Origin of the sequence: Segatella salivae F0493 (genome assembly GCF_000477535.1) — a bacterium.
In the GTDB taxonomy this organism is placed as follows: Bacteria; Bacteroidota; Bacteroidia; order Bacteroidales; family Bacteroidaceae; genus Prevotella; species Prevotella salivae.
Genome location: NZ_AWGW01000019.1, coordinates 16,174 through 42,260, shown reverse-complemented (window position 1 = coordinate 42,260; position 26,087 = coordinate 16,174). Strand labels below are relative to the sequence as shown.

Sequence of the window (26,087 nt, the reverse complement as noted above, 5' to 3'; positions counted from 1 at the left end):
TGATTAATCTCAATCACTTCGTCGAATGATTTGAGTCTTTTCGTAGGATGGTTTCAGCCAGTTTAGAAATTAGAATTACACATGCTATGATGCAACTACTTTCGAGGATATAACAGGTAGTACAGGTTTGGTAATACAAGCAGATATAAATAATCGGTGCATAACATATCCAATATTATGCACCGATTATGTTTTGATTGAAAATGCAATGTTGAATTTGTAGCGTCTTCCTTTTAGATAGTTAAGACAAGGCAAGCCCATTCCCCCTCATTTTTACGTCCATATTCTTCTAACCCCAGTTGTTTCGCATGATTAAGAATCATAGGAACATCTGTCATATAGAAGCCACTAAGAATCAAAAGGCTACCTTTGTGCATCACGCTCTTTAGCGTTGAGATATCATTAAGAATGATATTGCGATTAATATTGGCTAAAACAATGTCGAAAACTCCTGAAATGTGGTTCAACACATTGGCGTCTCCTTGATAGATTTCAATGTTTTCTACGTTGTTGATTTCCGCATTGTGTTTCGCGTTTTCTACGCTCCATTCATCTATGTCGTAGCCAACAACAGACTTTGCACCATATTTTAATGCTACGATACCTAATATTCCTGTACCGCAACCACAGTCAAGTACCCGTTTGTCTGTTAGGTTAAGATGCAATAAAGTGGATACAATCATTCGGGTAGTCTCGTGATTTCCTGTTCCAAATGCTAACTTTGCATCAATGAAAATATGGTCAATATTATCATCTTTTATATCAGGAAGGCTCTTCTTTGCATCACAAATCAAGAGCTTGTTATCTATGTTTATGGGGGCAAAACCTTGCTCTTCCCACTCTTTATTCCAATCAATGTCATCTGCATCACTAACAGAATATTGAATATTCACATTAGCAATGGGGAAATCATTAATGGCTTCTTTCATTGCATTTTCATTCCAAAGGTCTGTTTGAACATAAGCTCTTAGCCCATTAGGTGTGTCTTCAAATGATTCACATCCAGCTTCTCCGGCTGCATCTGCAAGCAGAGCACGAACATCTTCCGCTACATTTGTATTGCAATCAATAGAGAACTCTATTTCAAGATACTTCATAATGAATTTTAATTTTACTGCAAATATATATAAAAATAGGGAAAAACCTATCACGGATTAGGGAATTTCCTTACTTTTGTAGTATATATCTATATAATTTTGTAGGTGAAAAAGAATATAAACTTAAAATCAAAGTAATGATATGAAGAAATTGGTTCTCATGACAGTCCTTGCTGGAGTATTGCCACTTTCATTAATGGCACAGGATGACGACCTCTATTTCACACCGAAAAAGAGTTCGGAATACAACTCCGTTACAGAGAAGTCTACGTATTATTCGGGTAGTGATAGAAACGTAGATGAATATAATCATCGTGGAAAATATTGGAGTCACTATCAGAAAATTGGTACAGACAAAAAGGGAAATGACATCATTCAGTTCACAAAAGGTGTAGGTGTCTATCCTGACTCAGTATATATTGACACGACTTTTGTTGGTAAGTACTACGATACTATTGTTGATAATGATGATTATCGCTATACACGTAGGATGAGCCGATGGGATGGTTACTATGATCCTTGGTATTATAGTTATAGTTGGGGCTTTGGTCCTTATTGGGGATATGGTCCACGTTGGCGTTATGGTTATTATGATCCATTCTATGACCCCTTCTATGATCCATGGTATTATAGCGGATATTATGGCTATGGATATCCCTATTATGGTTATGCTGGCTGGTATGGCGGTTGGTATAGCCCATGGTATTACGGCGGCTATTATGGCTATCCATATTATGGTGGCTATGTAAGTTATAATCGTCCTGCAGGCACAATGAATCACAGTTATAGTTCAGAGACAGCATCATTTCCACGTGGTTCATTTGGAGGTTCACGCATGAGTGCAGGTGCAAGCCGTGCAGCTGCAATGCAAGATGCTGGTGTTCGGGTTGGAAACAGAGGCCTTTTTGGAGGTTCTCGTAGTATAGATGATCGTCGTTCGTATGATAATGGCGACAATAGAATACCTTCTCGCTCTTATAATAACTATCCTTCACGTGATAACTACAATCAAGTGCCGACACGTTCTTACAATTCAGGAGGTTTTAACTCAGGCTCTTCATTTGGTGGTAGCGTTCATTCAGGTGGCGGATTCTCTGGTGGAGGCTTCTCAGGCGGTGGCGCTGGAGGCGGCGGTTTCCATTCCGGTGGTTCGTTTGGAGGTCGTAGATAGAAATTAAAAACGCTTAAAATATAACGAATATGAAGAAATTATATATGTCTGTTGTAGTGCTTTCCCTTTTTGGAATGCCTACAATGGCTCAGGAAACCTATGAGAATACAAAGCTCGTTGATAACGATTTGAATGGTACAGCCCGTTATGTGAGTATGGGAGGTGCTATGGAAGCACTCGGTGCAGATATATCAACAATGAGTTCAAACCCTGCTGGTATCGGCTTGTTCCGTAAGTCAAAGATTGATATGTCCTTAGGCCTTGTCAGCCAACAAGATGCTGTTAAGTTCAATTCGCTTGGCAAAACAAATGCAAGTTTCGATCAGTTGGGATTTGTGTATGTATTGAATAAATCGCCGAAAACTGGGTTTAATATAGGTTTCAATTATCATAAGAGCCGTAACTTTGACCAGATTTTAAGTGCAGCGAATACGTTGTCAAATGCTTCACAGAATAAGTTGACCTATGAGAAGTACCGCAATGGAATCTTCAAGGATAAGAAAAGCATGACTTATAGTCAAGTAGATGGTCTTTATATGGATAATCTTCTCTACAATAATGTTAGCCGACAATATAATTATTATCCTGCAACGGGTTACTTATACAATGGAGAAAGTAAAGGTTATATAGGAGAATACGATGTAAACTTGAGTGGAAACATCAACAACCGCATCTATCTTGGTTTGACTTTTGGTCTTCATGATGTGCATTATCGTAACTATTCAGAATATACGGAGAACTTTGCAACGAATGCAGATCATATTCCTGGTTTGACTTTGAATGATAATCGGGAGATAACAGGAACAGGATATGATGTAAAGTTAGGTGCTGTTTTCCGTCCATTTGATGCGAGTGCATTCCGTGTCGGTGTATATGTAAACACACCAACATGGTATGATTTGACCACAGCCAATTACTCAACAATGACTGATGGTACTAAAGTTGTACCAACAAATGAATCTTATGATTTCAGAGTTGATACGCCTTGGAAGTTTGGTTTGAGCCTTGGTCACACCATAAATAATGTAGTTGCGTTGGGTGCTACGTATGAATATGCTGATTATGGAGCGACAAGCACACGCATAAAAGATGGCAGTTACTATGATTATTGGTATGGAGACTATTATGAAACCAGCCATAAAGATGCTGCAATGAATAAACAAACAGAGGCAACTTTGAAAGGAGTTCATACTTTAAAGTTAGGTGCTGAGTTCAAGGTTATGCCTGAATTGTCTTTGCGTTTGGGTTATAATTATCTCAGTGCAATGTTTAATGAGAAAGGAGCAAAGAATGGTTCAGTTTCTTCTCCAGGTTCTTACTATGCAAGTTCAACAAGTTTTGTGAACTGGAAAGATACAAATCGTTTCACATGTGGACTTGGATATGCACATAAGAACTTTAATGTAGACCTTGCATATCAATATAGTGCTCAGAAAGGAGAGTTCTTCCCATTCATGAACTACTATGAAGGCAGTGGAACTTCTGTAGAAGACAACATTGCAACTGCAACAAAAGTAAATAACAAGCGTCATCAGTTATTGTTGACATTAGGCTATCGCTTCTAAATTATTATAGATGAAATTCTGAATCCATCAGTTCGATTTTGAGAATGTTAGACTTGCTTTAATGCAAGGAAAACAATTAAAAGATGCGGTGAACTGAATAAGAATAAACATAAAATAGAGCATTCATTTAAGCGATTAACATGGTTTAAATTAAAATTTTGAAAGGAGTTTGTCGTGAGACAAGCTCCTTTTTCTTTTGTTTCCTTTGTTTTCTTTCTTTTTTATACTACTTTTGTAGTTATGAATTTGATAGATAATTCAATCTTGAAATTGGCGCTTCCGTCAATCATTTCCAATATAACTGTTCCGCTGTTAGGTCTTGTCGACCTTGCAATTGTTGGTCATATTGGGTCTGAAACCTATATTGGTTCCATTGCGGTTGGGTCGATGATATTTAATGTTATCTATTGGATTTTTGGTTTCTTGCGTATGGGAAACAGCGGAATGACTTCTCAAGCATTGGGAAAGAAGGATTATAAGGCTGTGCTTCAAGTACTTAAAAGGTCGATGATAGTAGCCCTTTCTATAAGCCTTTTGTTTCTCATCTTACAACTTCCTCTTTGTAAACTCTCATTGTGGATAATGCATCCATCTGACGCCGTGAGTGAACTTACTCGCATTTATTTCTTTATTTGCATCTGGGGAGCCCCTGCAATGCTGATGCTTTATGCATTAAATGGATGGTTTATCGGTCTACAAAACACTCGCATTCCTATGATGATAGCTCTATTTCAGAATGTTGTAAACATCATCTTGAGCCTTTTCTTTGTTATAGTTTTAGGGATGAAAATAGAAGGAGTGGCTTTAGGTACCGTAATAGCACAATGGAGTGGCGCATTCATTGGATTATGGTTTGCTTATAGAAACATGGAGAAACTACGCAAGAAGTCAACGTCTTTGCATACTCCTATTCAATGGATTAGCTTGTTTTTAGTAAATAGAGATATCTTTATCCGTACGCTCTTCTTGGTTTCAGTGAACCTTTCTTTTACTGCATTTGGAGCCAGACAAGGAGATCTTATCCTATCTGCTAATACCTTGTTGATGACATTTTTCTCAATCTTCTCCTACGTTCTTGACGGCTTTGCCTTTGCTGCCGAAGCATTATGTGGAAAAGCTTTTGGGGCAAAAGATTTATGTTCATTCAAAAACTACACTTCTCAGTTGTTGCGTTGGGGGGTAGGGCTGGCGCTTGTCGGTACCTTATTATATATAGGTGGAGGACATTTCTTCTTGACACTAATCACAAATAGCAAGGAGGTTCTATCTGTCTCAAGTGATTACTTCTATTGGGTTGTGTTGATTCCTCTTTCTGGTTATCTCGCATTTGTGCTTGATGGGGTCTTCATTGGAGCCACGATGACACGCTATATGTTGGTGTCTTCGTTCTTGGCAGCGATGTGTTTCTTCGCCATTTATTTCTTATTTTCATCTCTGCTGGGTAATCATGCATTGTGGTTGGCATTTATTTTGTTCCTCTTTGTACGAGGCATTGTGGAAAAGGTGCTGTTAAATCGTGTTCAATTAAAACTTATTAATAAATGATAGTTGTATATATTTTAGTAGGAATTCTTGTAGGAGGCCTTGCTTCTTATATCTTTTTTAATGGAAAACTGAATGAGAGTAAGTTGGCTGTTGGTACACTTCATACTCTGTTGGAGGCAGAAAGAGCGCAACATCAAAAAGAGATTGAGAGCTTAAAAGATAGGTTTGAACATGAAACAGAATTGCGTAATCAGCAAAGTTCAAATGAACAACAACTTCGACAAAAGCAGTTTGATCAACAGTTAGAGACCATTCAAGAGCAATTCCAAAATCTTGCATCAAAGATTTTAGATCAAACCACACAGAAGTTGAAGTCTGAGAATGTTGAGTCTATGAGTCATATAACACAACCTCTCAAACAAAACATAGAACAGTTACAACAGGCTATTGACAAGACGAATCATGAAACGGCTAAGAGTACGGCCTCTCTTTCAGAACAATTGAAGTCGATGGCAGAGCAAACTGCAAAGATAGATGCTTCTGCCACACGTCTAACGAACGTTATGCGAGGCGCAAACAAGGTGCAAGGAAATTGGGGAGAACTCACCTTGATGAACTTGCTTGACAGTCAAGGTTTACGCTTAGGAGTGGATTATGACGTTCAACAAACCTTGTCGGATGATAGAGGTAATGTTCTTACGAATGAGGAAAGTGGAAAGAGAATGATTCCCGATGTAATTCTTCATTATCCCAATAATGAGGATATTATTATTGATTCGAAGATGACAATCGATGCCTATGCAAACTATATGAATGCAGAAGATGAGATTGTTAAAAAGAAATATGCTGACGATGTGGTGAAAAGCATTCGCACGCAATTTACTTCTTTATCTAAGAAAGATTACACATCATATATCAAAGCACCTCGCCGTGCGATTGATTTTGTGATTATGTATGTTCCATACGAAGGCGCTTTGCAACTCGCTTTACTTACCGATCCGAAGTTGTGGCATGATGCTTTTGAGAAGAAAGTCTTTATAACCAGTCAACAAAATCTTATGGCTATTTTGAAGATTATACAAATAGCATGGCGTCAATATGCTCAAACAGAGAATCAAAAGCGTGTCTATGACTTAGCCGATGAAATGCTTCGGCGTGTGGGCGACTTCATTAAGCGTTTCGATAAGGTTGGAAAGGATATAGAAACACTGCATAAAGATTATGATGAGGCTTATAAAAAAGCATATACCGGTCGGCAAAGTATTGTTCAAAAAGCAAATGATTTAAAGGTTTTGGGAGTAAAAGAGAGTGCAAATGCACCAATCCCAGAGACACAGATGCGGTTGGATGAAGCCTGAAAAGCAATGAAATGACAAACAGGAATGGGTGCAAGCAAATCTCCTTTGCACTTATTCCTGTTTGTTTTTAGCTTATAAATCAATTGTAATTCGTGTGTTTAGCTGCCTTCCTGTGAGATAATTTGGGACGGCATATTGCACATTCCTCACATCCGTTATCCAATGATAACTGTTCACATTGCTTATACCAAACAAGTTTAAGCATTCAATGCCTAACCAAATGTTTTTGACTACAGCCGACGTTTTCTTTGTGTTGTCAATTAGTCTATAGCTCATGCCAAGGTCAACGCGTTTGTAGGCAGGTGCGCGAAAGGCACTTCTTTTGAGTTCATTATGTGGAGTAGAGAATGGCAAACCATCTGCAAAGGTCATCGCCAATGATAGTTTCCACCTTTCAGTACCAGGGAAATAGTCGGTAAAGAACATGTTAAAGGCATAACGTTGGTCTGTAGGCAGAGGCATGTTTATGCCATGGTGTTGCATAGAAGTATTCATCAGCGAGAGGCTAATCCATGAGTTTGTGTTCGGAACAAACTCTCCATACAACTTAAAGTCTATGCCGGCAGTGTGTCCTTTAGCGTCATTTGCCCCATAATAAATCACTTTCACGTTGTTGATAGAGTAGGGAATGAGGTTACTTAGCATCTTGTAATAAGCCTCAGCAGTAAACTTGAAGGGACGCTTGCCCACAAAGAATCGATAGTCGAAGCCTGCAATGAAGTGAATAGAACGCTGACTTCTAATCTTCTCATTAAGCTTTGCTGTTGTGATATGGTTCGTTGTTGTCGTATCAAGGAGTTCTTTGAAGAAAGGAGCCTGATAATATAATCCTGTCGCAAGGCGGAATGTGACATTCGAATTGAAGGCAGGGATAATGCCTAATGACAAACGTGGTGAGACGATGGTCTCTTGATTAAAACTCCAGTGGCTCATTCTCAGTCCCATGTTCAATGTGAAATGCGTATGTTCACCTTTGCTTGTAAAGTTCCAAGTGTCTTGGATGTAGCCTTCGATGCGTGTTGCATTGATTGTGTTTTGTGCACGAAGTGAATAAATAAGATTAAGAATCTGGGGATTGTGAGGAATGTTATATCCGCTCGAATCACGCATCTCATATTCACTACTACGCTCTTCAATATGTTCTTTCTTTAGGCTTGCGGCTGCTTCTACCTGATGTTTATTTGCCCTATGCTGTAGCATCAGCTTCAATGTTCCTACATTTGCATTAAGATAATTGCGTGCATGTTCAAAATAAGTCCCTACACCAAGGTTCTCACTTGTTTCTGTTTGGGTGAGCCAATATTGGCCTTGTATGTCATATTGTTCCTTTTCATGTGTGCTGAATGCCGCACCATTGAGCAATAATCTTGTGTTTTTTCCGAGGTGACGAGTGATAGATGCCGAAACATAATAAGTTTTAAATACATCTTTTTCCTGTCCATCGAAATATACACGGAACGACTTAACATTCTGTGAAGTGCCGAAGCTTGTCTCCCGAGATACAGGAAGGAAGTTGTAACTATTGAGGTTTATATTCCCAATAACGTCTATTGTCCAACGATCATTGGGGGTATAACTCAAATAGGTTTGATAGTCCATGAAACGTGGTCTATATTCTCCCGTAGTTTCTAATGTGCCCAAAAGATTATGAGTAGACTTGTAACGAATGCTGTTAGACCACGAAAACTTTGAGTTGCCAATACCCACATAGGCATCGGCTGACATCAAACTTGCACTTATCTTGGCTTCAAAGTCCTTGGGCTTCTTATAGATAATATCTAATGCAGAAGACATCTTATCTCCATATTTGGCTGCAAATCCACCCGTAGAGAAGTCGATTTTATCAACCATATAAGGATTAATGACCGACAATCCCTCTTGTTGTCCGCTTCTGACCAAATAGGGTCTATAGATTTCATTGCCGTTGATGTAGACGCTATTTTCATCAAAGGCGCCACCGCGAACGTTATATTGTGAAGAAAGTTCATTGTGAGTAGACACACCGGCTTGCAGTTGAACAAGTTTTTCGACACTATTTCCGTTGGCGGCATGTACATTGTCCAAATCTTCTTGCTTTAATTGTTGGTTTTGTCCCGTTTGAATTTTCTGCCCATTGACGTCAACAGTACCTAACGTGTTTTGGCTTTCAGTGAGTGTAATCATCAATTTCTGAGTACCTTTAGGCTTTCTCAAAATGCGTGTTTTTGTTTTGAAACCAATAGATGAGAACTTTACGACAACTGAATCTGCACTTTGCAATGTGAGAGAAAACGTGCCTTTAAGAGATGAAAACGTCACTTTTCCTTGACTGCTAATGGTGGCAAACTCAAGAGGTTTGCCCGAACTATCCAGTACGGTGCCGTGAAGCATGAAACTCTGCGCTTGCATGTGAAGCACAAAAGCAATGAAAAGGATGATTAAAGAGAATCTTGTTTTCATATCTATTTCATAAACGTAAATATAGAAAGCTTATTGTATAGCAAACCATCATGTGCTGTTGATATTTTGAAGAATCATCATCTGCCTTTTAAAACATAAAATATTAAAAGCATTATGAACTCATCTTGCTTTTTCATGCTTCTGCACACGACAGAAACACCAAATGAAACTTTTTTGTGCTTCTGCACACGACAGAAACACCAAATGAAACTTTTTCACGCTTCTGCACGCGACAGAAACACTAAATGAAACTTTTTCACGCTTCTGCACACGTCAGAAACGTCAAATGAAACTTTTTCATGCTTTTGCACACGACAGAAACACCAAATGAAACTTTTTCACGCTTCTGCACACTGCAGAAAGGCCAAAAAGAAGAATTTCATGCTTCTGCACACTGCAGAAACACCAAATGAAACTTTTTCATGCTTCTGCACACGACAGAAACACCAAATGAAACTTTTTTATGCTTCTGCACACTGCAGAAAGGCCAAAAAGAATTTTTTCATGCTTCTGCACACTGCAGAAAGGCCAAAAAGAAGTTTTTCACGCTTCTGCACACTGCAGAAACACCAAATGAAACTTTTTCATGCTTCTGCACACTGCAGAAAGGCCAAAAAGAAGTTTTTCATGCTTCTGCACACTGCAGAAAGGCCAAAAAGAAGATTTCCGCTGTCGGCGAAAGTCATTTCCCGAAAGGTTTGGCGTTTCCGCGCATGGCGAAAGTCGTTTCTCGAATGGTTTGGCATTTCCGCGCTTGGCGAAAGTCGTTTCCGTGACAATTTACTTAAGATTGTAATGATTAAAATTCACAAATGAAAACGATGGAGTTCTTAGAAACAAAAAGTGCCAGACAAAATGAATGTCTGGCACTATAGTTTTAGAGAGTTAAGGAAAAGCCTCTACTCTGCTTTCCTTTCAAAGATATGTAAATTGTCTTTGATGTCTTTGATATACAATTTATCTCCGCTCATATACAAAGGCTTGGAAGGCACTAAGTGGTTACGTGTTTGTTCGTATTCATCTATGCTGATGAGTTCATATTCCCAAACCAGCTTGCGAGCTTTATAATCGAAAATGCCGATCCGACGCATGTTGCTACCGAAGTCCTCCTCTTTCTCACCCAAAAAGGTAAAATAGTCTCCTTGAAGCATCGGACTGAATACTCTTCGGTATGTTCCTATACCCGTGGGATCAGTTTCAAGGAAATCATACCGTTCTATAACTGCTAACTTTTCCGTGTCGATTATCGTAATCACATTTGATGAAATTGCAAATATGTTGTTTGTTCTTTTGTCTAAATAGACACCAAAGCAATCAAATGAATATACTTTGTTTCCCGTTTCCAAGTCCAAAGCTACCAATCTATAAAAATCTGTATAAAACCAGATATTCCCATGGATAACTCCCAATATCTTGTCTATTTTGTCGGTTCCGTCAGGTTCATATTCCGTCCCTCCCAATGAAGAAAGAGGAAATTGCCAGAGAGTTTCGGTTTGAGTATTTATTCGTTTGAACTCTCCGCTAAAATTATCATAGGCAATAATTGTATCATCTTCCACATACAGCATGTAGGGAATAAACTCAGGCAATATCAGTTGTCCATCAATTGGAGAGGCGAAATTGTACCCCCTTCTATATGTATCTAATTCCAAAAAATGTTTGCCGATATATTGTGTTTGCTCATTTAGTAAATGAGTATTACTTTCTATACTATTCAAAAGTGTATGCCCCTCGTATAGTTCAAATTTACCTGAACTGTACCATACGTACATATACTTCCCTCTAAGAGAAAGCTCTAAAGGAGCTTTTTCTTTTTCTAAAAGTACCCCATTGATACACAAATAACCTTTCTGCCCTTTGGTATAGGCATAGTCCCCATTACTGGGACAGAAACTTTTGACTTTTTCTATTGTTCTTGACTCAATATATCTCATGCTTGAAACTATTTTGTTGTTAATATCATATTTCTAAATGGTTCGTGTTCCCGAGTCTCTCTGATTGGAACTGCTGGAAAAAGTCCATTCATATTCATCTGCCCCATAACTCTCATTTTTCAATTGGATAGTTACAGGAGAGATTTTGTCTTATGACAATTCTATTGAGAATACAGACTCGATTGGAACAGCAGTCTCTTTGAAACAAGACGATAGCAAAACTATAAAAAGCAATATCGCTATTGAGCGATATGGAATCTTTGCTATTATGATTTTATTTTTATCTTATTCAATATCATTATTTCAATACATTTTCAAAGTTAGTTTCTTTTAGAATCATAGTCACAAAAGGTTTGTATCCTCTCATGTATTGGAGGATGCCCCATGCACATAAACCATCTGTAGTCATAATATCACGTATTGTCAATTCCTAATTCTTTTCGCTTCTTTTTCCAGAAGTCATTTATATTATCAAAATCTTCTCCATACTCAAAATCTTCATAAGGAGGTTCAAACCAATGAAAAACGATAGACTGCTTGGCGATACTACAAACATAAAATCCTGTTTTATCCTCTCGGCAAAAAAAACATACCTCTCCTAATCTATCTTCTAGATGATTTCTCCAGTCCATTGTATTATCCCAGCTACTAAATTCCGGATTATATTGCCCCCCTTCTTTAAAATCTTTAGTGAGATATTTTGTCTCCCTATAAAACCTATAACCATACATAGAGTTATATCTATTTATTGTATCCAGTGTTATATTTTTCCAAAAGAAAGTTTCTAAGTTTCTCTTTAATGAGTTCTTTAGGCAAGGAGCATTCGCCACAAGGATAATACTTGCTGCATATATCTTTTTCTCATTGTCATTACCAGTATTACCAGTACGATATTCAAGGACATAATAACTGCTTTTGTCAATCATATTGCATCTTGATATAAAAAAGATAAGACTTCCAAGGCAAAATACTAATCCTCCTAAAAAGAACTTTCTCATATTCATAATCTTCCCTCCATTTCAATTTCTTTTGACATCATTGTTACGAATGGCTTATATCCTCTCTTATATTGCAAAATGAACCATGAACAGAATCCGTCAGCACAGCCTGTTGATAAATAGAATTTAGAGCAACGGGAGCAAATTTGTAGACTATTTTTTTTTCATACTTTTTTATTCCCAATAATAGAATCTTTGTTTCTGGGCCTCTAGAATAATCACCTGCCATAAGTCCAAAATAGAAGACGTATTTACACATCAAAATAACGAAAGGCGTTATTATCTCATTAGCAATCTTCAATCGGAATGCAGTATATCCCGTTTTGGGATATATATATTTTTTTAGTATATTTAGTTTATTTGCGATAGACTCAATTTCCTCTAATGAAATCCCTCTATTATTAGGATATACTAATCCAAAGGCTGTAAATCCCTCTGATTTGTTTTCTTTATATACATATACATGCTCTACAACACTATGAAGTTTTATACAAATAAAATCTTCTCGATGAAAAGTTTGTGGTTGATTTAACTCTAAAACACTTTTTTCGTTTATTGAAATTTCCATTACTTTATTTCCTTTAAATTGCGAATTTCTATTTTCCCCTCCTTAATCAGTTCTTCAATATCTTCAGAGAACATAATTTGACTACCTTGTCCAGGTTGATTAAACCAAGGTGTAATAGAACCTTGTTCTACAGAAATATCTTTCAGAATGGAAAAAATCGTTGAAACTATCCCCATGTAATCTTCGAAACTGACCCTATGTAGTTATTTTGTAACTTTTGTTTTTATCGTTCATCTTTTTGGCTTCTCAATCGTATTATCTTTTGCCTGTTATTACTATTATTTATTTTGCAAAAATAGATATAACGTCTTTACATTACAAATGATTTTGCACTTTTGTTCGTTTTACTATAGTTTTCAGATTTTCATTTTGTATAGAAGTCAATGATTTTTGTAAGTGCTCTTCGACAAACATCACAAAATTCGGGGTTTTCATTGGTTCTCATTCGGCAATCCTGCATAGGCCTATATACTCCTTTAACAGAATAGCCTGCACCTTCATATACTCCAACCTTATTTTTATTTGCAGGGGTTGTTGGGGTGGGGATGAGAGTGTTTTTCTTAATTAAATCATTCCATTTCGATTTGAAATCAACCAAAGTCGTAATGTTTTCCTCCCATGGTTCAATATCATGAGGATACATAGGAATTTGTTCTGCTTCGTATGCATATTCGTCGGCGAGTCCTGCAAAACTATGGCCAAACTCATGAACTACCACAGGGCGCGTGAGGCGATGATGGGCCATTGACAGGTTATAGGAATTGAGAATGCCTCCACCACCATAATGATTTGTGTTCACTAAGACGATGATATGCTCATAGGGAATCCCAGCAAGCCAATCGTGCAAGTCTTTCAGGTTGAGCGTAGTCAGATATCTATCACTGTAGAAAGTATCAAAATGACTGCTTAGTGCTGTATTCTTCCATATTCCCTTTGAAGGTTCGCTGGTTCCACTATCTTTTGATGGTGCTTCAACAGCGACAATTGAAAAGCGGTCTTTCATGCTTTTAAAAGGTTCATGTGCAAACAAAGCTTCCATTGTGTTTTTAACATCATTGATAAATGTCGGCATTTCTGAAGTTTGATATCCTTCTGCAATATAGGCAATGTGAATGCAGTTGGTAGAATCTTTCGGAGTAAGCATTTGTACAAATGGAGTACGATTGTTGTATCCAATTTTACGAATGAGGATGTCTCCTGGCGTAACTTGGTGAGTAAAGCTCACCTGTGTTTCTCGTCTGTTGTTCTTTAGTTCTATCGTAATGTCTACAGTGTCTTTTGGCATAGGGACAAGAAACACATTTTCAAAACTACGTGAAGTTTTCTTTGCCTCATCGTATGATAGCCATTCCTGGAAAAGCGTGGAGAAAGAATTGCGATAGATAACAGCATTTGATTTATGGTCGCGAACTGTAATTTGTCCATTGCCTTCAACAGGAAGTTCACTCAGTCGCTTATGCTTTCCATACCAGTGGGGCGAACAATTGAGCTTGTCTAATGCAATCTGTTGATGATTAACATCACCTGAAAAGATATAATCAATTCTAAGTGTGTTATCAGTAAAATACTCGTCAAAGGATTGTGCTTTGAGTTGTAAACTTGTAAAAATAACAATGAGAAGGCAGATCTTTTTCATATCAGATTCATTTCTTTAAGGAGTTGCTGGATATATGGGCGTTGCCAATCATCTATGTGCATTTTCTTATCGCCATATTTTAAGATATCAATGTCAATAACAACTATCCCTTGTCTTCTCAATCGATCTGTGTTACCACATGTTTGTTCCATTTGTTTGATGTCTTTGAGAATCATGTCAAGTGGTTTGACCGTAGAACACAGTGCAATACGATTGATGAAATCGGAAGAAACAATACCAATTGGAGTTGTATGCATCGGCTTAGAGAAAATGATATTAGGGAAATGTTTCCTCAAAATCATTTCTGCATGCGATAGATTATGCCGTGGATTGTAATTAGACCCTATGGCTATGATGATTTGTTTTTCGTCAGCCATGTTGCAAAAGTACTAATAATTAATAAAAGCCATCATAAAATCTTGTAGTTTTTTATTTGTTTTTGTAAATTTGCCGGCATGGTAAAGAAATTGTCCCTTTTCTTGTTTGCAAGTTTGCTTAATGTATCCAATGTGTCGGCACAGATGCGTTGGAATTCTACTTATCAAAGCTATATTGATCAATATAAAAACTTAGCCATTGAAGAAATGCTCCGATATAATATTCCTGCGAGCATAACATTGGCACAGGGTATTTTTGAAAGTAGTGCTGGTCGAAGCGAACTCACAGTAAAAGGCAATAATCACTTTGGAATCAAATGTCATGGCTGGGGTGGTAATACAATTTATCATGATGATGATGAACGCAATGAATGTTTTCGAGCTTATGACAATGCGAAACAAAGCTATGAAGATCATAGTAAATTTTTAAGTCAAAACACACGTTATCGTAGTTTATTCTCTCTTCAACGTACAGATTACCGTAGTTGGGCTCGCGGTCTGAAGGCTTGTGGATATGCAACTAATCCTGTTTATGCAGATAAGCTGATAGAGCTGATAGAACTTTATAAATTATATGAACTTGATTGTGCTGAGCATTACGATAAGTTCATGGCTAAACGAGGAGGATATGATAAGCCCATTACGCAGGGCATGACGCTTCACCCTATAAAGATTTATAATAAGAACTATTATATCATTGCTCGTGCAGGTGATACGTTCAAAAAGATTGGGCAAGAGGTGGATCTCTCTTATCGAAAGATTGCAAAATATAATGAACGCAATAAGAATGATGTTCTGCAGCCAGGAGAAGTTATTTATCTCAAGAAGAAACAAAAGCATGCTGATAAAGCCTATAAAGGACGTCCCCACATAGTGAAACCTAATGATAGCATGTATAGCATTGCGCAATTCTATGGCATTAGATTAAAGAGTTTGTATAAGATGAATCATCTTTCACCCGATTATCAACTTCGTGTTGGTGATGTGTTGAGAGTTTATTGATAAACGTTTAGTTATTAATGCCATAACCGAAGAGAGCAAAGTCGCCTTTTAATGGGTCTTCGGGGAAAATTTTGCACAACTTTTCTGTAAGTTCGCACGCAACTTTCATACTTGTTGATTTTGTCTTTATCAATCCCAATCGATTTGCCTCTTGAATAACATGTGTATCAAGGGGCATGATTAATGTTCTCTGGTCAATGATATCATTCCATAAGCCTAAGTCAACGGGAGAATCTTTTCTAACCATCCATCGTAAGAACATGCAAAGTCTTTTGCAGCTTGATTGAGTGTTTTGGGGAATGATATGTGTTTGTCCTATTTCGTTAAAATAAGAACAAAATGCTTTAATAAGTGTGATTGCTTTGTGATCAGGGGCATGATAGGCTGCAAACTTCTCTAAAGAACCATAGGCGATGAGTAGTTGCTTTAGTCTATATAAAAAGTGATTCATTATATGGTTTGTATATAGCCTGTAAAAACTTTGTTCATTGTCTGGGATATCGTGCTCATAATTTCCTGAAAGAATCCATTGAAAAAGTTTTGTTTTCGAGCAGTCAAGGATATACTGAATCTTAGGGAAAAATAATTCTCGTCTACCATAACTCATACATGATGCAATAAAGGCCATAACTTCTTTGTCGTGTTTCTCTTTGGGGATATGCATGAACAAAGCGGGATCTTTTAAGAGAAAGTCCTTTGTTTCATACTGAAGAGCTGCTTCCTTTAGTATTCTAATGGTCTTATTGTTCATGTATGATTCTGATAGTTTAGAGTTAAGCACTATTATGGTAGTGCTACAATCCATCTCAAAGGATGGATTGTAAAGCTTCAAGCATACCTTTAGTTTGAATGAGATCAAGATATTCTTTAACCATATCGGTTAGTCCTGGTATGGTTTTATTCAAATCTTCATGCCACACATAGTCGAAGGCAAGCACTCCTTCAGCTACCTTTCTCGTGTCTCTTGTGCTCCATAGCTCTTCCAATTTCTCGATGATTTTTGGATCATCCTTAGGGAGGATAGGCGTCCCGTCCAGTCGTTTTCCACCTTTATAATAAGTGATGATGGCTGCTAAACCCATTACAAGCCCTTGTGGAAGTGAGCCTTTCCTTTCCAAATATATTTTGAGTCCAGGTAAATCTCGTGTTTCAAACTTCGGGAAAGCATTAAGCATAATAGAGGTAAGCTGGTGGTCTACAAATGGGTTTTCAAACCTCTCAAGTACATCTGTTGCAAATTTGTTTAGTTCTTCTTCAGATAAATCCAATGTCTGCATGAGTTCATCAAATTGTACCTTGCGGATGTATCTCCCAACTAATGGATGCTCACATGCATCACGTACAATGTTTATGCCACCTAAAAAAGCTACGGGAGAAAGTACGGTGTGTGGTCCATTAAGCAAAGTTACCTTACGCATGTGGTAGGGCTTTTCATTATCTGTAATGAGGACGTGCAAACCGGCTCTGTGTGCAGGAAATTCTTCTTGTAATTGGGCAACAGTCATATTTTCAGCTTTTTCAATTACCCATAAATGGAAATTCTCTGCCTTTACCACAAGATTGTCCTTATAACAAATCTTCTGTTGTATTTCATCAATGTTTTCGCGTGGAAATCCTGGAACAATTCTGTCTACAAGGGTAGCACATACATAGCAATCTGCTGTAAACCATTCCTTAAAACCTTCATAATCACTTCCAAAGTCTTCTTTCCATAGTTCAATATACTGATAAATACATTCTTTTAATCGATGGCCATTAAGGAAGATCAATTCACATGGCATGATAATCATTCCTTTGTCATGAGCACCATTAAAATATTGATAGCGATGGAATAAAAGCTGAACCAATCTACCTGGATAGCTTGATGCTGGTTGATCTGTAAATTTACAAGTCGCATCAAAGGCAATACCTGCTTCGGTGGTATTTGAAATAACAAAACGCATGTCAGGTTGCTCTGATAGTGCCATAAAGGCTTCGAATTGTGTATACGGATTGAGTGCGCGGCTGATAACATCAATACGTGTAGTTGTATCAACAGGTTTTCCTTCCTCTTTGCCTTGAAGATTCACATGGTAAAGACAGTCTTGACCATTCAATCGGTCTATCATACCATGTTCTAAAGGTTGTACAACTACAACCGAAGAGTTGAAGTCTGTTTTTTGATTCATGTTGAAAACAATCCAATCAACAAAGGCGCGTAGAAAATTACCTTCTCCAAACTGGATGATTCTCTCTGGCATTACACTCTTTGGTGCTGTACGACAATTCAGTGATTTTAATTCTTTCATGATTTGTTTTTAGTTTGGTTACATGCTATTTTTGTTTGCAAAGATAATCATTTTGTAAAGAAGTGCATTGGTGTCCAAATAAAAAACAACGTAAAGGTTTACGCTTTATTTCTATCAAAATATAAAATCAACAATAATGTAGATTTTAATAAGAAAATACATTCATAAACATTAAATGCCAGGCTGTTGAATGGCATGGATAAGCTTTTGGGATATTAACTTTATAAAAAATGTTAATGAATTAGGTGTTATTAATATAATTCATATATCTTTGTTTTCAAATGAAACAAATAGTCTTATCTGTGTAAGCGAATAACTTTCAAATTATTCCGAAATGAAACTAATAATGCTATGAGACAAGAAATTGTCTGCCTTAAACAATACTTGGTAAAACCAAATAAAGCGAATGGCTCAAAGATCAGTGGCTGATGAGTAAGCAATGCCTTGTCGAAGGGAGAACAAATCTTCCTAAAATGTCGTCCGCTAAATAGAATATTGTCGGCTAAAGTTAAGAATAAAATATAATAAAACCAAATACAATAACAATCGATTATGTGGAAACTGTTAACCCCACCGGCCTATAAAGCAGAACAGACCGGCCCAGAAGCTGACGCAAGGTACAAGAAACTGCGCTGGCAAGTCTTTTTAGGTATATTCATTGGATATGCTGGATTTTACATTGTTCGCAAGAATTTCTCAATGGCAATCCCTATGCTTGCCAACTTTGGATTTGAGAAAGGTGAACTTGGTATCGTACTTTCTATGAATGCCATCGCCTATGGTTTTTCAAAGTTTATTATGGCAAGCATTTCCGACCGTAGTAATGCACGTACATTCCTTCCATTAGGTTTGATAATGGCTGCAATCTCGATGCTCTTTATGATTGTTCCTATTCAGTGGATAGGTTCCGATCATAAGTCATTTGCAATCCTGTTTATGGCAGCGTTGAACTTCCTTGTGGGTTGGTTCAATGGAATGGGGTGGCCTCCCTGCGGACGTGTAATGACTCACTGGTTCTCTATTAAAGAACGTGGAACCTGGATGTCGTTCTGGAATTGTGCCCATAACGTGGGTGGTGCATTGGTAGGTCCAATGGCCGTTTATGGTGCACTCTGGTTTGGTTCGTGGTTCTATGGTGCCGACGAACAACGTTATTTCCTCATCGGAACTTATGCATTCCCAGCTGCAGTAGCTATCTTGATAGCGCTGATGGCTTATAGTATGATTCGCGATACACCACAATCTTGCGGTTTACCTTCAATTGAAAAGTGGAGTGGCTCGGCTTCAAAGAACTATTCAGAGAAAGCTGAAGAGGTGCTCTCAACCAAGGAAATCTTCAAGATAGTGTTGACTAACAAGTTCCTATGGTATATTGCTTTTGCCAATGCTTTCGTTTATATGGTGCGCTATGGTTGTTTAGACTGGGCACCAACTATTCTTACCGAGCGTGGTATTGATATTAAGAGTGCTGGCTGGGCATACTTTGCTTATGAGATGGCTGCCATTCCTGGAACTATTATTTGTGGTTGGCTTTCAGATAAAGTGTTCCAAGGTCGCCGCGCGCTTCCTACGATTTTGTTCATGATACTCGTGGCTATAGCTATCGTTGTCTATTGGCAGAATATTGATAATGTGAATGTTGTTATAGGCTGTTTGATAGCCATTGGCTTCCTGATTTATGGTCCAGTGATGCTTATTGGTGTACAGGCGCTTGACCTGGCTCCCAAGAATGCAGCTGGAACTGCAGCAGGACTGACCGGTTTCATGGGTTATGTGCTTGGAACTGCATTGTTGGCTAACATTGTTATTGGCTATGTAGCTGAAGCAGCCGGATGGAACTGGACTTTTATCCTTCTGATAATTGCTTGCCTATTCTCTATCCTTTTCATGGGTTTAACCTATCGCGAGGAGCAGTATTTGGCAAAGAAAGCACAAGAAGAAAAGTAAGAGATATTAAAATAAATCATAAACAACTAAAACCAAAAGAAAGATGAAGACTCTTTACAGATTAGGACTCTTGGGGTTAGCAGCCGTATCAGTCCTGTCCTCTTGTTCTGATGAGCAGGAGTTCACCAACGAGAACACAGATGCAAAGCGTATTGCAGTGCAGCAGATTTCTCCAGAGATGGCTAAAGTTCGTGACTATGTGCCTTTGTATGCTTGCATGGCACACCGTGGTTCAACCTATTGGGCTCCAGAAGAGACCGAAGCTGCATGGCGATGGGCACGAAACATGGGCGCAGACTATTTGGAAAGTGACCTCCAGGTAACAAAAGATGGTGTGGTATTGGCCAACCATGATGAAAATCTGAAGCGCACAACGAATATCGAAGATGTATTCTCTGATGAAGTTCCAACTGTACGTAAGGATTTCTATCGTAGTTTCCGTAATGCCGATGGCAGCCAGCATTTCACAGAGGCTGATATCGAGGCACAATATGACCGCGACAAAAAAGATTTCCGTTCAAATTACACCTTGTCTTATTACTATGCCGAGTTGTTGATGCTTGACGCTGGTAAGTGGTTTAATGATGCTACACCAGAACAGGAGCGTGCTTCTTTCGCAGCAAGACACAACGGTAAAGTGGTATATAGTGCCAGTGGTGTGCCTTCTATTCAATATTCAGATGGCTTGTATGTTTCTGCTCTTCAGGATCAGATTAACTATGCTATGGGTAAGATGCTCAACCGCGATGCTAATGGTCGCCGTGTTCTTACCTACAAGATTAAGCCTGAATATCAGAACATGACTTTGGCTGAAATCTACAAGGCTGCAAAGGCTGCAGTAAAAGTTGACGAGCCAAGTGTAGTAGGAAGCAAGGCTGCTAAATACATGGACTTCGTTGAATATAGCTTCGGCGACAAGAACGGTTCTACGGCTTATGTCAATGACCCAGCCGACAATGGCAACCGTCCTGGCATTTATCCAGAGTTTAAGGAGTCATGGTTGAACCCAAAAGACATCGAGATTCGTGTTTATAACATTCTTGATGAATGGGGTTGGAACATTATTACAAAGCCTGAGAGCGCAAGCAGTCCTTTCTATAAGAATGGTAAGGTGAACGTGGGTAACACCAATGGTAAGGTTGTTCTCCAAACCTTCTCTTTTGATGCTTTGCATCGTGCTTATGGTGTGTTTAAGGGTAAGGTGCCAATGTGCTACTTGTTGTGGATTACTAAACCTACCCCTTATGCTACAGATATTGCTTTCGATACACCTTCTGGTTATGCAAGTATTATCAAATATGCACAAGACAATGGTGCACACATCATTGGCCCATCTATCGCCGGTGCTCCAAACAACTATCCTGAAATGAACAAGCCTTGGCAAGCTTATATGATTCGCAAGGCGGGTATGCTTAACCATCCATATTCATTCGATTCTGATGCTCAGATGAAGAGAAACATGGGTTACTATGTAAACTTCTGGGGACAGAACCCAACAGAGTTTGATGATGTTCTCAATGTAACTGTACAGCCTACTGCTTACACAACATTCAAGGAACCAGACACACATCCTGTTTACATGGATGGATATTTCACCAATCGTTCGGAGATTTCTCTCCATTATATGATTGAAAACGGATTCCGTTGCAATGCTAAGCTCGCTAATCCTTTCCATCCCGGACAGCTCTATGATAACTCTCAGGCACCTTCTAAGGTACCTAATGCCGACGCTGTTCTCGATGCTTTAGGCTATTAATCAGGAACAAAATACCATCAAACAATCAAAGTAAGAAACGAATATGAAGAAATATATGTTGATGCCTCTGCTGGCTCTCACTGCATTGTCAGCAAACGCACAGGACTTCGACTCTAAACCGACTGTAACTATCGACAACAAGGCCGAAGACCTTCATTTCACCGTAGGAGCTCGCTTCATGGCTGATGCAGCCTACTATCATACAGACTTCACTCCAATGCAGAGTGGTGCAGCAATTTCAGATGCACGTATCCGTACCTCATTGACCTATCAGAATTGGTATTTCTATGCTGATTTTGGCTTCGGTGGCGGTAAGTTCAGTCAAAAGAACATCTTCTTGCAATATGCTCAGGAAGACAGCAAGGGTGGCCGTCATGCCATCAAAGGTGGTTATTATAACGATGCCGCCGGTTCTATGGCTCGCAACACCTCGTTAGGTAGCTATCACTTCATCTCACGTGCAGGTGCTGCAAATGCCCTCGGTGAAGGTCGTGAGTTGGGTATTACCTACAAATATACCAATGATCACTTCTTGGCTTACCAGGGTGTGTTCACCGAAAATCAATACAACAAGATTGAGGCTGGTTATAATGGTCTTGTATTCTCAGGACGTTATCTCTATCGACCAATCATCGACGAGAATCAAACCTTGGCTATTGGTGGAAACGTTCGCTTCCAGCATGTTGGTGGCGGTGTTACCGAAGACAATGTGTTGAAAAAGACGGTGAAACTCGGTCAGAGCATGGAAACCTTCGTGGATGAAGACGAGCAGTTTGTATCTTGCGAACTTCCTTGGGCTGAAAACGTCTTTGACGCTGGTGCAGAAGTACTCTATCACAACCAGAAGATGTTTGTTCGTGGTGAATATCTTTACAAGCATGTCACCAAGAAACGCGACTCAAAGACTCTCTTTGATGCCAGCAACAACAACATCGATACCTGGGGTACACTTGATGCATGGGTTGCTGCCAATCCATTGCGCTCAAACAATTTCCATGGTGGATATATCGAAGCAGGTTATATGATTTTCGGTAATCCTTATAGCTACGACAAGAACGAAGGTGTGCTTCGTGGTTTGAGTGGTCGTTCATTGGAAATCGTTGGCCGTTTTAACTACACAGGTTTGAACGACATCGTGAAGGGTGAATACTTCTCTGTAGCTCGTAACCAGTATTATCCTGATGGCTACATGGCTGACTGGCCTTACAAATCAACAAGTGTTGGCGGTGGTGCCGTTCGTTCTTATACGCTCGGTTTGAACTACAGCTTCAACAAGTTTGCACAGGTGATGGTTGATTATACTTATCACCATCTGACAAAGGATTTCTTGCCTTACGACAAGAACTTCCATGAGGTTCAGGCTCGTTTGCAGTTCGTATTCTAAAGTTCTATCTCTATAGATTAGCCTCCTCTAAACTTACGTCTTGATGACGAAAGCAGAGTAGAGGCTTTTTCTTAACTCTCTAAAAACTATAGTGCCAGACATTCATTTTGTCTGGCACTTTTTGTTTTCAAGAACACTATCGTTTACATTTGTGAATGTTAATCGTTACAATCTTAAGTAAGTTATTGCGGAAAGGTTTTCGCCAAGCGCGGAAATGCTAAACCATTCGGGAAATGACTTTCGCCAGCCGCGGAAATGCCAAACCATTCGGGAAACGACTTTCGCCGAGCGCGGAAATGCCAAACCTTTTGGGAAATGACTTTCGCCAAGCGCGGAAATGCCAAACCACTTGGGAAATGACTTTCGCCAGCCGCGGAAATGCCAAACCTTTTAAAAAGTGATTTGCGGGAGGCCCGCAAGCTCCAAAACTTTTAAAAAGTGATTTGCGGGAGGCCCGCAAGCTCCAAAACCTTTAAAAAGTGATTTGCGGGAGGCCCGCAAGCATCAAAACTTTTAAAAAGAGGTTTGCGGGAGGCCCGCAAGCACTAAAACTTTAAAAAAGTGGTTTGCGGGAGGCCCGCAAACCTTATATCAGAGGATGATGAAAGATTGTATGATGGAAAGGAGTTGATTAGCTCTTATGAAGCCAGTTCGGCCAATTCTAACCAGCGCATACTCTTTTCGTCTAATTGTGCTTTTAAGATAGGCAGTTGTTTGCTCTTTTCGGTGAGTTCTTCAACAGAAAGATTGCCAGAACACAGCGATTCTTCAATGTTCTTGCATTGTGTTTCAAGTTGTTCGATTTCTTTTTCCAACTGCTCAAACTCCCTTTTTTCCTTGAAACTCATCTTTCGGCGACTCTCATGATGATAGTCTGCCTTGGGTTTAGTTTCTTTGGGTTTGTTTGTTTTCTCCGCCTCTTCTTTTGATTTCAGATGCGACCACTCGCGATATTGCGTATAATTGCCAGGGAAATCGGTGATTTTTCCTTCGCCTTCGAACACTAACAGGTGGTCGATTACCTTATCCATGAAATAGCGGTCGTGGCTCACGATAATCACGCAGCCGGGGAAGTCTTGCAGATATTCTTCCAACACTTGCAGTGTTTGAATATCGAGGTCATTCGTAGGCTCATCCAAGACCAAAAAATTCGGGTTTTTCATTAAGATGGTGCAAAGGTAAAGTTTGCGCCGTTCGCCTCCACTTAGTTTATAAACGTAGTTGTGTTGTTGCTCGGGCGTAAACAAAAAGTATTGCAGAAACTGACTTGCTGTCATGTGACGGCCCCCTCCAAGGTCAATGTATTCAGCAATATCTGTAATCACATCAATAACCTTTTGTTGCTCATCAAACTGCAGTCCCTCTTGTGAGAAATATCCAAAGCGCACGGTTTCTCCGATATCAAATTTGCCACTATCGGGTTTTTCTAAGCCCAAGAGCATTTTGATGAATGTTGATTTTCCCGTACCATTGTTGCCCACAATGCCCATTTTTTCGAAACGTGCGAAGTTATAATAAAAGTCTTTCAGAATGATTTTATCTGGGCTCCATGCCTTGCTGACATACTGGCATTCGAAGATTTTAGAACCAATATACACGTTGTTGGCCTTCAATCGCAATTGGCGTTCTTCGATGCGCTGCTTGGCCTTTGCTTCTAAATCATAGAAGGCATCTTCGCGATAACGTGCTTTGTGGCCTCGCGCCTGTGGCATGCGTCTCATCCAATCTAATTCTTTTCGATAAAGATTGTTTGCACGTGCAATCTCAGCCCTTGCATTGTCGATGCGCTCTTGTCTCTTTTCCAAATAATAGCTGTAATTGCCTCTATAGGTATAGATGGTGTGATTGTCGAGTTCAAGAATGACATTGCACACTCGGTCGAGGAAAAAGCGGTCGTGTGTCACCATGAACAAGGTTTTGTTGCCTCGGTTGAGATAGCCTTCAAGCCACTCAATCATCTCCAAATCCAAATGGTTTGTAGGTTCGTCTAAAATGATAAAATCGGGTTCGGTGATGAGAACGTTGGCCAAGGCAACGCGCTTTTGCTGACCGCCACTAAGCTGCCCCATAGGCTGCTGCAAGTCTGTAATCTTCAGTTGGGTGAGGATTTGTTTCGCTTTGATGATTTTTTCAGGACTTCCTTCGTGGTTGAAGCACGCATCGAGCACGCTTTCTTGCATGTCGAATTGAGGACTTTGCTCAAGATATCCTATGCGAAGGTCGTTGCGATAGATACATTCTCCGCTATCTTTTCCTTCTTTGCCAGTGAGAATAGAAAGCAAGGTTGATTTTCCCGTGCCATTCTGTGCCACAAGTCCGACCTTTTGTCCCTCGGCAATGGAGAACGAAATATTTTCAAAGAGAACTTGTGCGCCAAAATGTTTCGTTAGTCCTTGAACGTCTAAATAGGGTGTTTGTGCCATTATAACGTTTTATTTATTTCGTCAATATAATCAAGAAGCTCGTCACGTCCAAGTTTCTTTTCAGATGAAGTGATGAAGTAGGGGGGCAGAGTTTCCCATCTATCTTTCAGCTGATTCATCCACTTTTGGGCATTTTGTTTAGCCTTTCCAGCTCCTAATTTGTCGGCCTTCGTGAACACAATCGTAAACGGAACATTGCTTTCGCCAAGCCAATCAATAAATTCGCGGTCAATCTTTTGCTGTTCATGGCGTATGTCAATGAGGACAAAGACATTGACCATTTGCTTGCGCTGTAAGATATATGATGTAATCATTTGCTCTAACTTCTGCTGAACAGTCTTTGAACGTTTGGCAAAACCATAGCCGGGAAGGTCTACCAAATACCATTCATTGTTGATGATAAAATGATTGATTAGAAGTGTTTTCCCTGGAGTTGCCGAAGTCTTTGCCAATCCTTTATGGTTGCAAAGCATATTGATTAAGCTTGATTTTCCAACGTTAGAACGGCCGATAAAAGCATATTCCGGCTTGTCATCCTTGGGACACATACTAACTGTTGGCGCTGAAATAACAAATTCCGACTTTTTGATTTCCATATAATATATATTTTTTATTTGCAAAGATAACAAAAAATATTATCTTTGCAGTAAAAGAATGAC

22 protein-coding genes are annotated in these 26,087 nt (G+C 39.1%); 9 read left to right on the top strand and 13 right to left on the bottom strand.

Annotated features, from left to right (window positions below):
• Nucleotides 1-233: 233 nt before the first annotated feature.
• Nucleotides 234-1,097, bottom strand: coding sequence for a 50S ribosomal protein L11 methyltransferase (gene prmA, locus HMPREF9145_RS06060; protein ID WP_021825500.1), 864 nt, complete (start codon nucleotides 1,095-1,097; stop codon nucleotides 234-236).
• Between the two features lie 142 nt (nucleotides 1,098-1,239).
• Here prmA and HMPREF9145_RS06055 point away from each other — a divergent pair, with 142 nt between their 5' ends.
• The 4 genes from HMPREF9145_RS06055 to HMPREF9145_RS06040 all read left to right on the top strand — a co-directional run bounded on the left by HMPREF9145_RS06055 (nucleotide 1,240) and on the right by HMPREF9145_RS06040 (nucleotide 6,676).
• The gene (locus HMPREF9145_RS06055) at nucleotides 1,240-2,268 is read left to right on the top strand and encodes a hypothetical protein (protein ID WP_021825445.1); all 1,029 of its coding nucleotides are present in this window, start codon (nucleotides 1,240-1,242) and stop codon (nucleotides 2,266-2,268) included.
• A gap of 29 nt (nucleotides 2,269-2,297) precedes the next feature.
• Nucleotides 2,298-3,833 carry an OmpP1/FadL family transporter gene (locus HMPREF9145_RS06050; protein WP_021825456.1) on the top strand — a complete coding sequence of 512 codons (1,536 nt, stop codon included), beginning with the start codon at nucleotides 2,298-2,300 and terminating at the stop codon, nucleotides 3,831-3,833.
• Between the two features lie 240 nt (nucleotides 3,834-4,073).
• On the top strand, nucleotides 4,074-5,378 hold the full coding sequence (locus HMPREF9145_RS06045; protein ID WP_021825448.1) for an MATE family efflux transporter: 1,305 nt from the start codon (nucleotides 4,074-4,076) through the stop codon (nucleotides 5,376-5,378).
• Nucleotides 5,375-6,676, top strand: a complete 1,302-nt coding sequence (locus HMPREF9145_RS06040; protein ID WP_021825464.1) for a DNA recombination protein RmuC — start codon at nucleotides 5,375-5,377, stop codon at nucleotides 6,674-6,676. The genes HMPREF9145_RS06045 and HMPREF9145_RS06040 overlap by 4 nt, the downstream gene beginning before the upstream one ends.
• Nucleotides 6,677-6,748: 72 nt before the next feature.
• Here HMPREF9145_RS06040 and HMPREF9145_RS06035 read toward each other — a convergent pair whose 3' ends face one another.
• Nucleotides 6,749-9,115 carry a TonB-dependent receptor gene (locus HMPREF9145_RS06035; RefSeq protein ID WP_021825450.1) on the bottom strand — a complete coding sequence of 789 codons (2,367 nt, stop codon included), beginning with the start codon at nucleotides 9,113-9,115 and terminating at the stop codon, nucleotides 6,749-6,751.
• Nucleotides 9,116-9,742: 627 nt separating this feature from the next.
• Here HMPREF9145_RS06035 and HMPREF9145_RS13440 point away from each other — a divergent pair.
• Entirely contained in the window at nucleotides 9,743-9,931 is a 189-nt protein-coding gene (locus HMPREF9145_RS13440; RefSeq protein WP_155945276.1) for a hypothetical protein, read from the top strand.
• An 83-nt stretch (nucleotides 9,932-10,014) separates the two neighbouring features.
• On the opposite strand, the gene HMPREF9145_RS06025 is transcribed toward HMPREF9145_RS13440, so the two are convergent.
• From HMPREF9145_RS06025 to HMPREF9145_RS06005, 6 genes are all read right to left on the bottom strand, one after another.
• A complete protein-coding gene (locus HMPREF9145_RS06025; protein ID WP_021825489.1) occupies nucleotides 10,015-11,049 on the bottom strand; it encodes a hypothetical protein in 1,035 nt (344 codons plus the stop codon).
• Between the two features lie 413 nt (nucleotides 11,050-11,462).
• On the bottom strand, nucleotides 11,463-11,975 hold the full coding sequence (locus HMPREF9145_RS06020) for a hypothetical protein (RefSeq protein WP_231369764.1): 513 nt from the start codon (nucleotides 11,973-11,975) through the stop codon (nucleotides 11,463-11,465).
• A 115-nt stretch (nucleotides 11,976-12,090) separates the two neighbouring features.
• A complete protein-coding gene (locus HMPREF9145_RS06015; RefSeq protein WP_021825459.1) occupies nucleotides 12,091-12,615 on the bottom strand; it encodes a hypothetical protein in 525 nt (174 codons plus the stop codon).
• Nucleotides 12,615-12,791: a glycohydrolase toxin TNT-related protein gene (locus tag HMPREF9145_RS12795; RefSeq protein ID WP_021825505.1), complete on the bottom strand. Its 177-nt coding sequence runs from the start codon at nucleotides 12,789-12,791 to the stop codon at nucleotides 12,615-12,617. The genes HMPREF9145_RS06015 and HMPREF9145_RS12795 overlap by 1 nt, the downstream gene beginning before the upstream one ends.
• Before the next feature lie 188 nt (nucleotides 12,792-12,979).
• On the bottom strand, nucleotides 12,980-14,251 hold the full coding sequence (locus HMPREF9145_RS06010; protein ID WP_021825470.1) for a M64 family metallopeptidase: 1,272 nt from the start codon (nucleotides 14,249-14,251) through the stop codon (nucleotides 12,980-12,982).
• A complete protein-coding gene (locus tag HMPREF9145_RS06005) occupies nucleotides 14,248-14,628 on the bottom strand; it encodes a 2-amino-4-hydroxy-6-hydroxymethyldihydropteridine diphosphokinase (RefSeq protein WP_021825525.1) in 381 nt (126 codons plus the stop codon). The genes HMPREF9145_RS06010 and HMPREF9145_RS06005 overlap by 4 nt, the downstream gene beginning before the upstream one ends.
• A gap of 78 nt (nucleotides 14,629-14,706) precedes the next feature.
• Here HMPREF9145_RS06005 and HMPREF9145_RS06000 point away from each other — a divergent pair, with 78 nt between their 5' ends.
• Nucleotides 14,707-15,630, top strand: coding sequence for a glucosaminidase domain-containing protein (locus tag HMPREF9145_RS06000; protein WP_021825455.1), 924 nt, complete (start codon nucleotides 14,707-14,709; stop codon nucleotides 15,628-15,630).
• A 7-nt stretch (nucleotides 15,631-15,637) separates the two neighbouring features.
• Here the strand turns inward: HMPREF9145_RS06000 and HMPREF9145_RS05995 are convergent, their stop codons facing one another.
• Together HMPREF9145_RS05995 and HMPREF9145_RS05990 are read right to left on the bottom strand one after the other, a co-directional pair.
• The gene (locus tag HMPREF9145_RS05995) at nucleotides 15,638-16,381 is read right to left on the bottom strand and encodes a TIGR02757 family protein (protein WP_036906853.1); all 744 of its coding nucleotides are present in this window, start codon (nucleotides 16,379-16,381) and stop codon (nucleotides 15,638-15,640) included.
• Nucleotides 16,382-16,436: 55 nt separating this feature from the next.
• Nucleotides 16,437-17,918, bottom strand: a complete 1,482-nt coding sequence (locus HMPREF9145_RS05990) for a tagaturonate reductase (RefSeq protein ID WP_021825493.1) — start codon at nucleotides 17,916-17,918, stop codon at nucleotides 16,437-16,439.
• 552 nt (nucleotides 17,919-18,470) lie between these two features.
• On the opposite strand from HMPREF9145_RS05990, the gene pgtP reads away from it, so the two are divergent.
• Genes pgtP through HMPREF9145_RS05975 form a run of 3 tightly spaced genes read left to right on the top strand, consistent with a single transcriptional unit; the run spans nucleotide 18,471 to nucleotide 23,005 of the window.
• Nucleotides 18,471-19,865, top strand: a complete 1,395-nt coding sequence (gene pgtP, locus HMPREF9145_RS05985; RefSeq protein WP_021825474.1) for a phosphoglycerate transporter protein PgtP — start codon at nucleotides 18,471-18,473, stop codon at nucleotides 19,863-19,865.
• 43 nt (nucleotides 19,866-19,908) lie between these two features.
• Nucleotides 19,909-21,621, top strand: a complete 1,713-nt coding sequence (locus tag HMPREF9145_RS05980; protein ID WP_021825461.1) for a glycerophosphodiester phosphodiesterase family protein — start codon at nucleotides 19,909-19,911, stop codon at nucleotides 21,619-21,621.
• A 43-nt stretch (nucleotides 21,622-21,664) separates the two neighbouring features.
• Nucleotides 21,665-23,005: a hypothetical protein gene (locus tag HMPREF9145_RS05975; RefSeq protein ID WP_007133513.1), complete on the top strand. Its 1,341-nt coding sequence runs from the start codon at nucleotides 21,665-21,667 to the stop codon at nucleotides 23,003-23,005.
• Between the two features lie 182 nt (nucleotides 23,006-23,187).
• On the opposite strand, the gene HMPREF9145_RS13435 is transcribed toward HMPREF9145_RS05975, so the two are convergent.
• From HMPREF9145_RS13435 to yihA, 3 genes are all read right to left on the bottom strand, one after another.
• The gene (locus HMPREF9145_RS13435) at nucleotides 23,188-23,424 is read right to left on the bottom strand and encodes a hypothetical protein (protein ID WP_155945275.1); all 237 of its coding nucleotides are present in this window, start codon (nucleotides 23,422-23,424) and stop codon (nucleotides 23,188-23,190) included.
• Between the two features lie 219 nt (nucleotides 23,425-23,643).
• Nucleotides 23,644-25,428, bottom strand: coding sequence for an ABC-F family ATP-binding cassette domain-containing protein (locus tag HMPREF9145_RS05970; RefSeq protein ID WP_021825514.1), 1,785 nt, complete (start codon nucleotides 25,426-25,428; stop codon nucleotides 23,644-23,646).
• Nucleotides 25,428-26,024, bottom strand: a complete 597-nt coding sequence (gene yihA / locus HMPREF9145_RS05965; protein ID WP_021825503.1) for a ribosome biogenesis GTP-binding protein YihA/YsxC — start codon at nucleotides 26,022-26,024, stop codon at nucleotides 25,428-25,430. The genes HMPREF9145_RS05970 and yihA overlap by 1 nt, the downstream gene beginning before the upstream one ends.
• Nucleotides 26,025-26,087 lie beyond the last annotated feature (63 nt).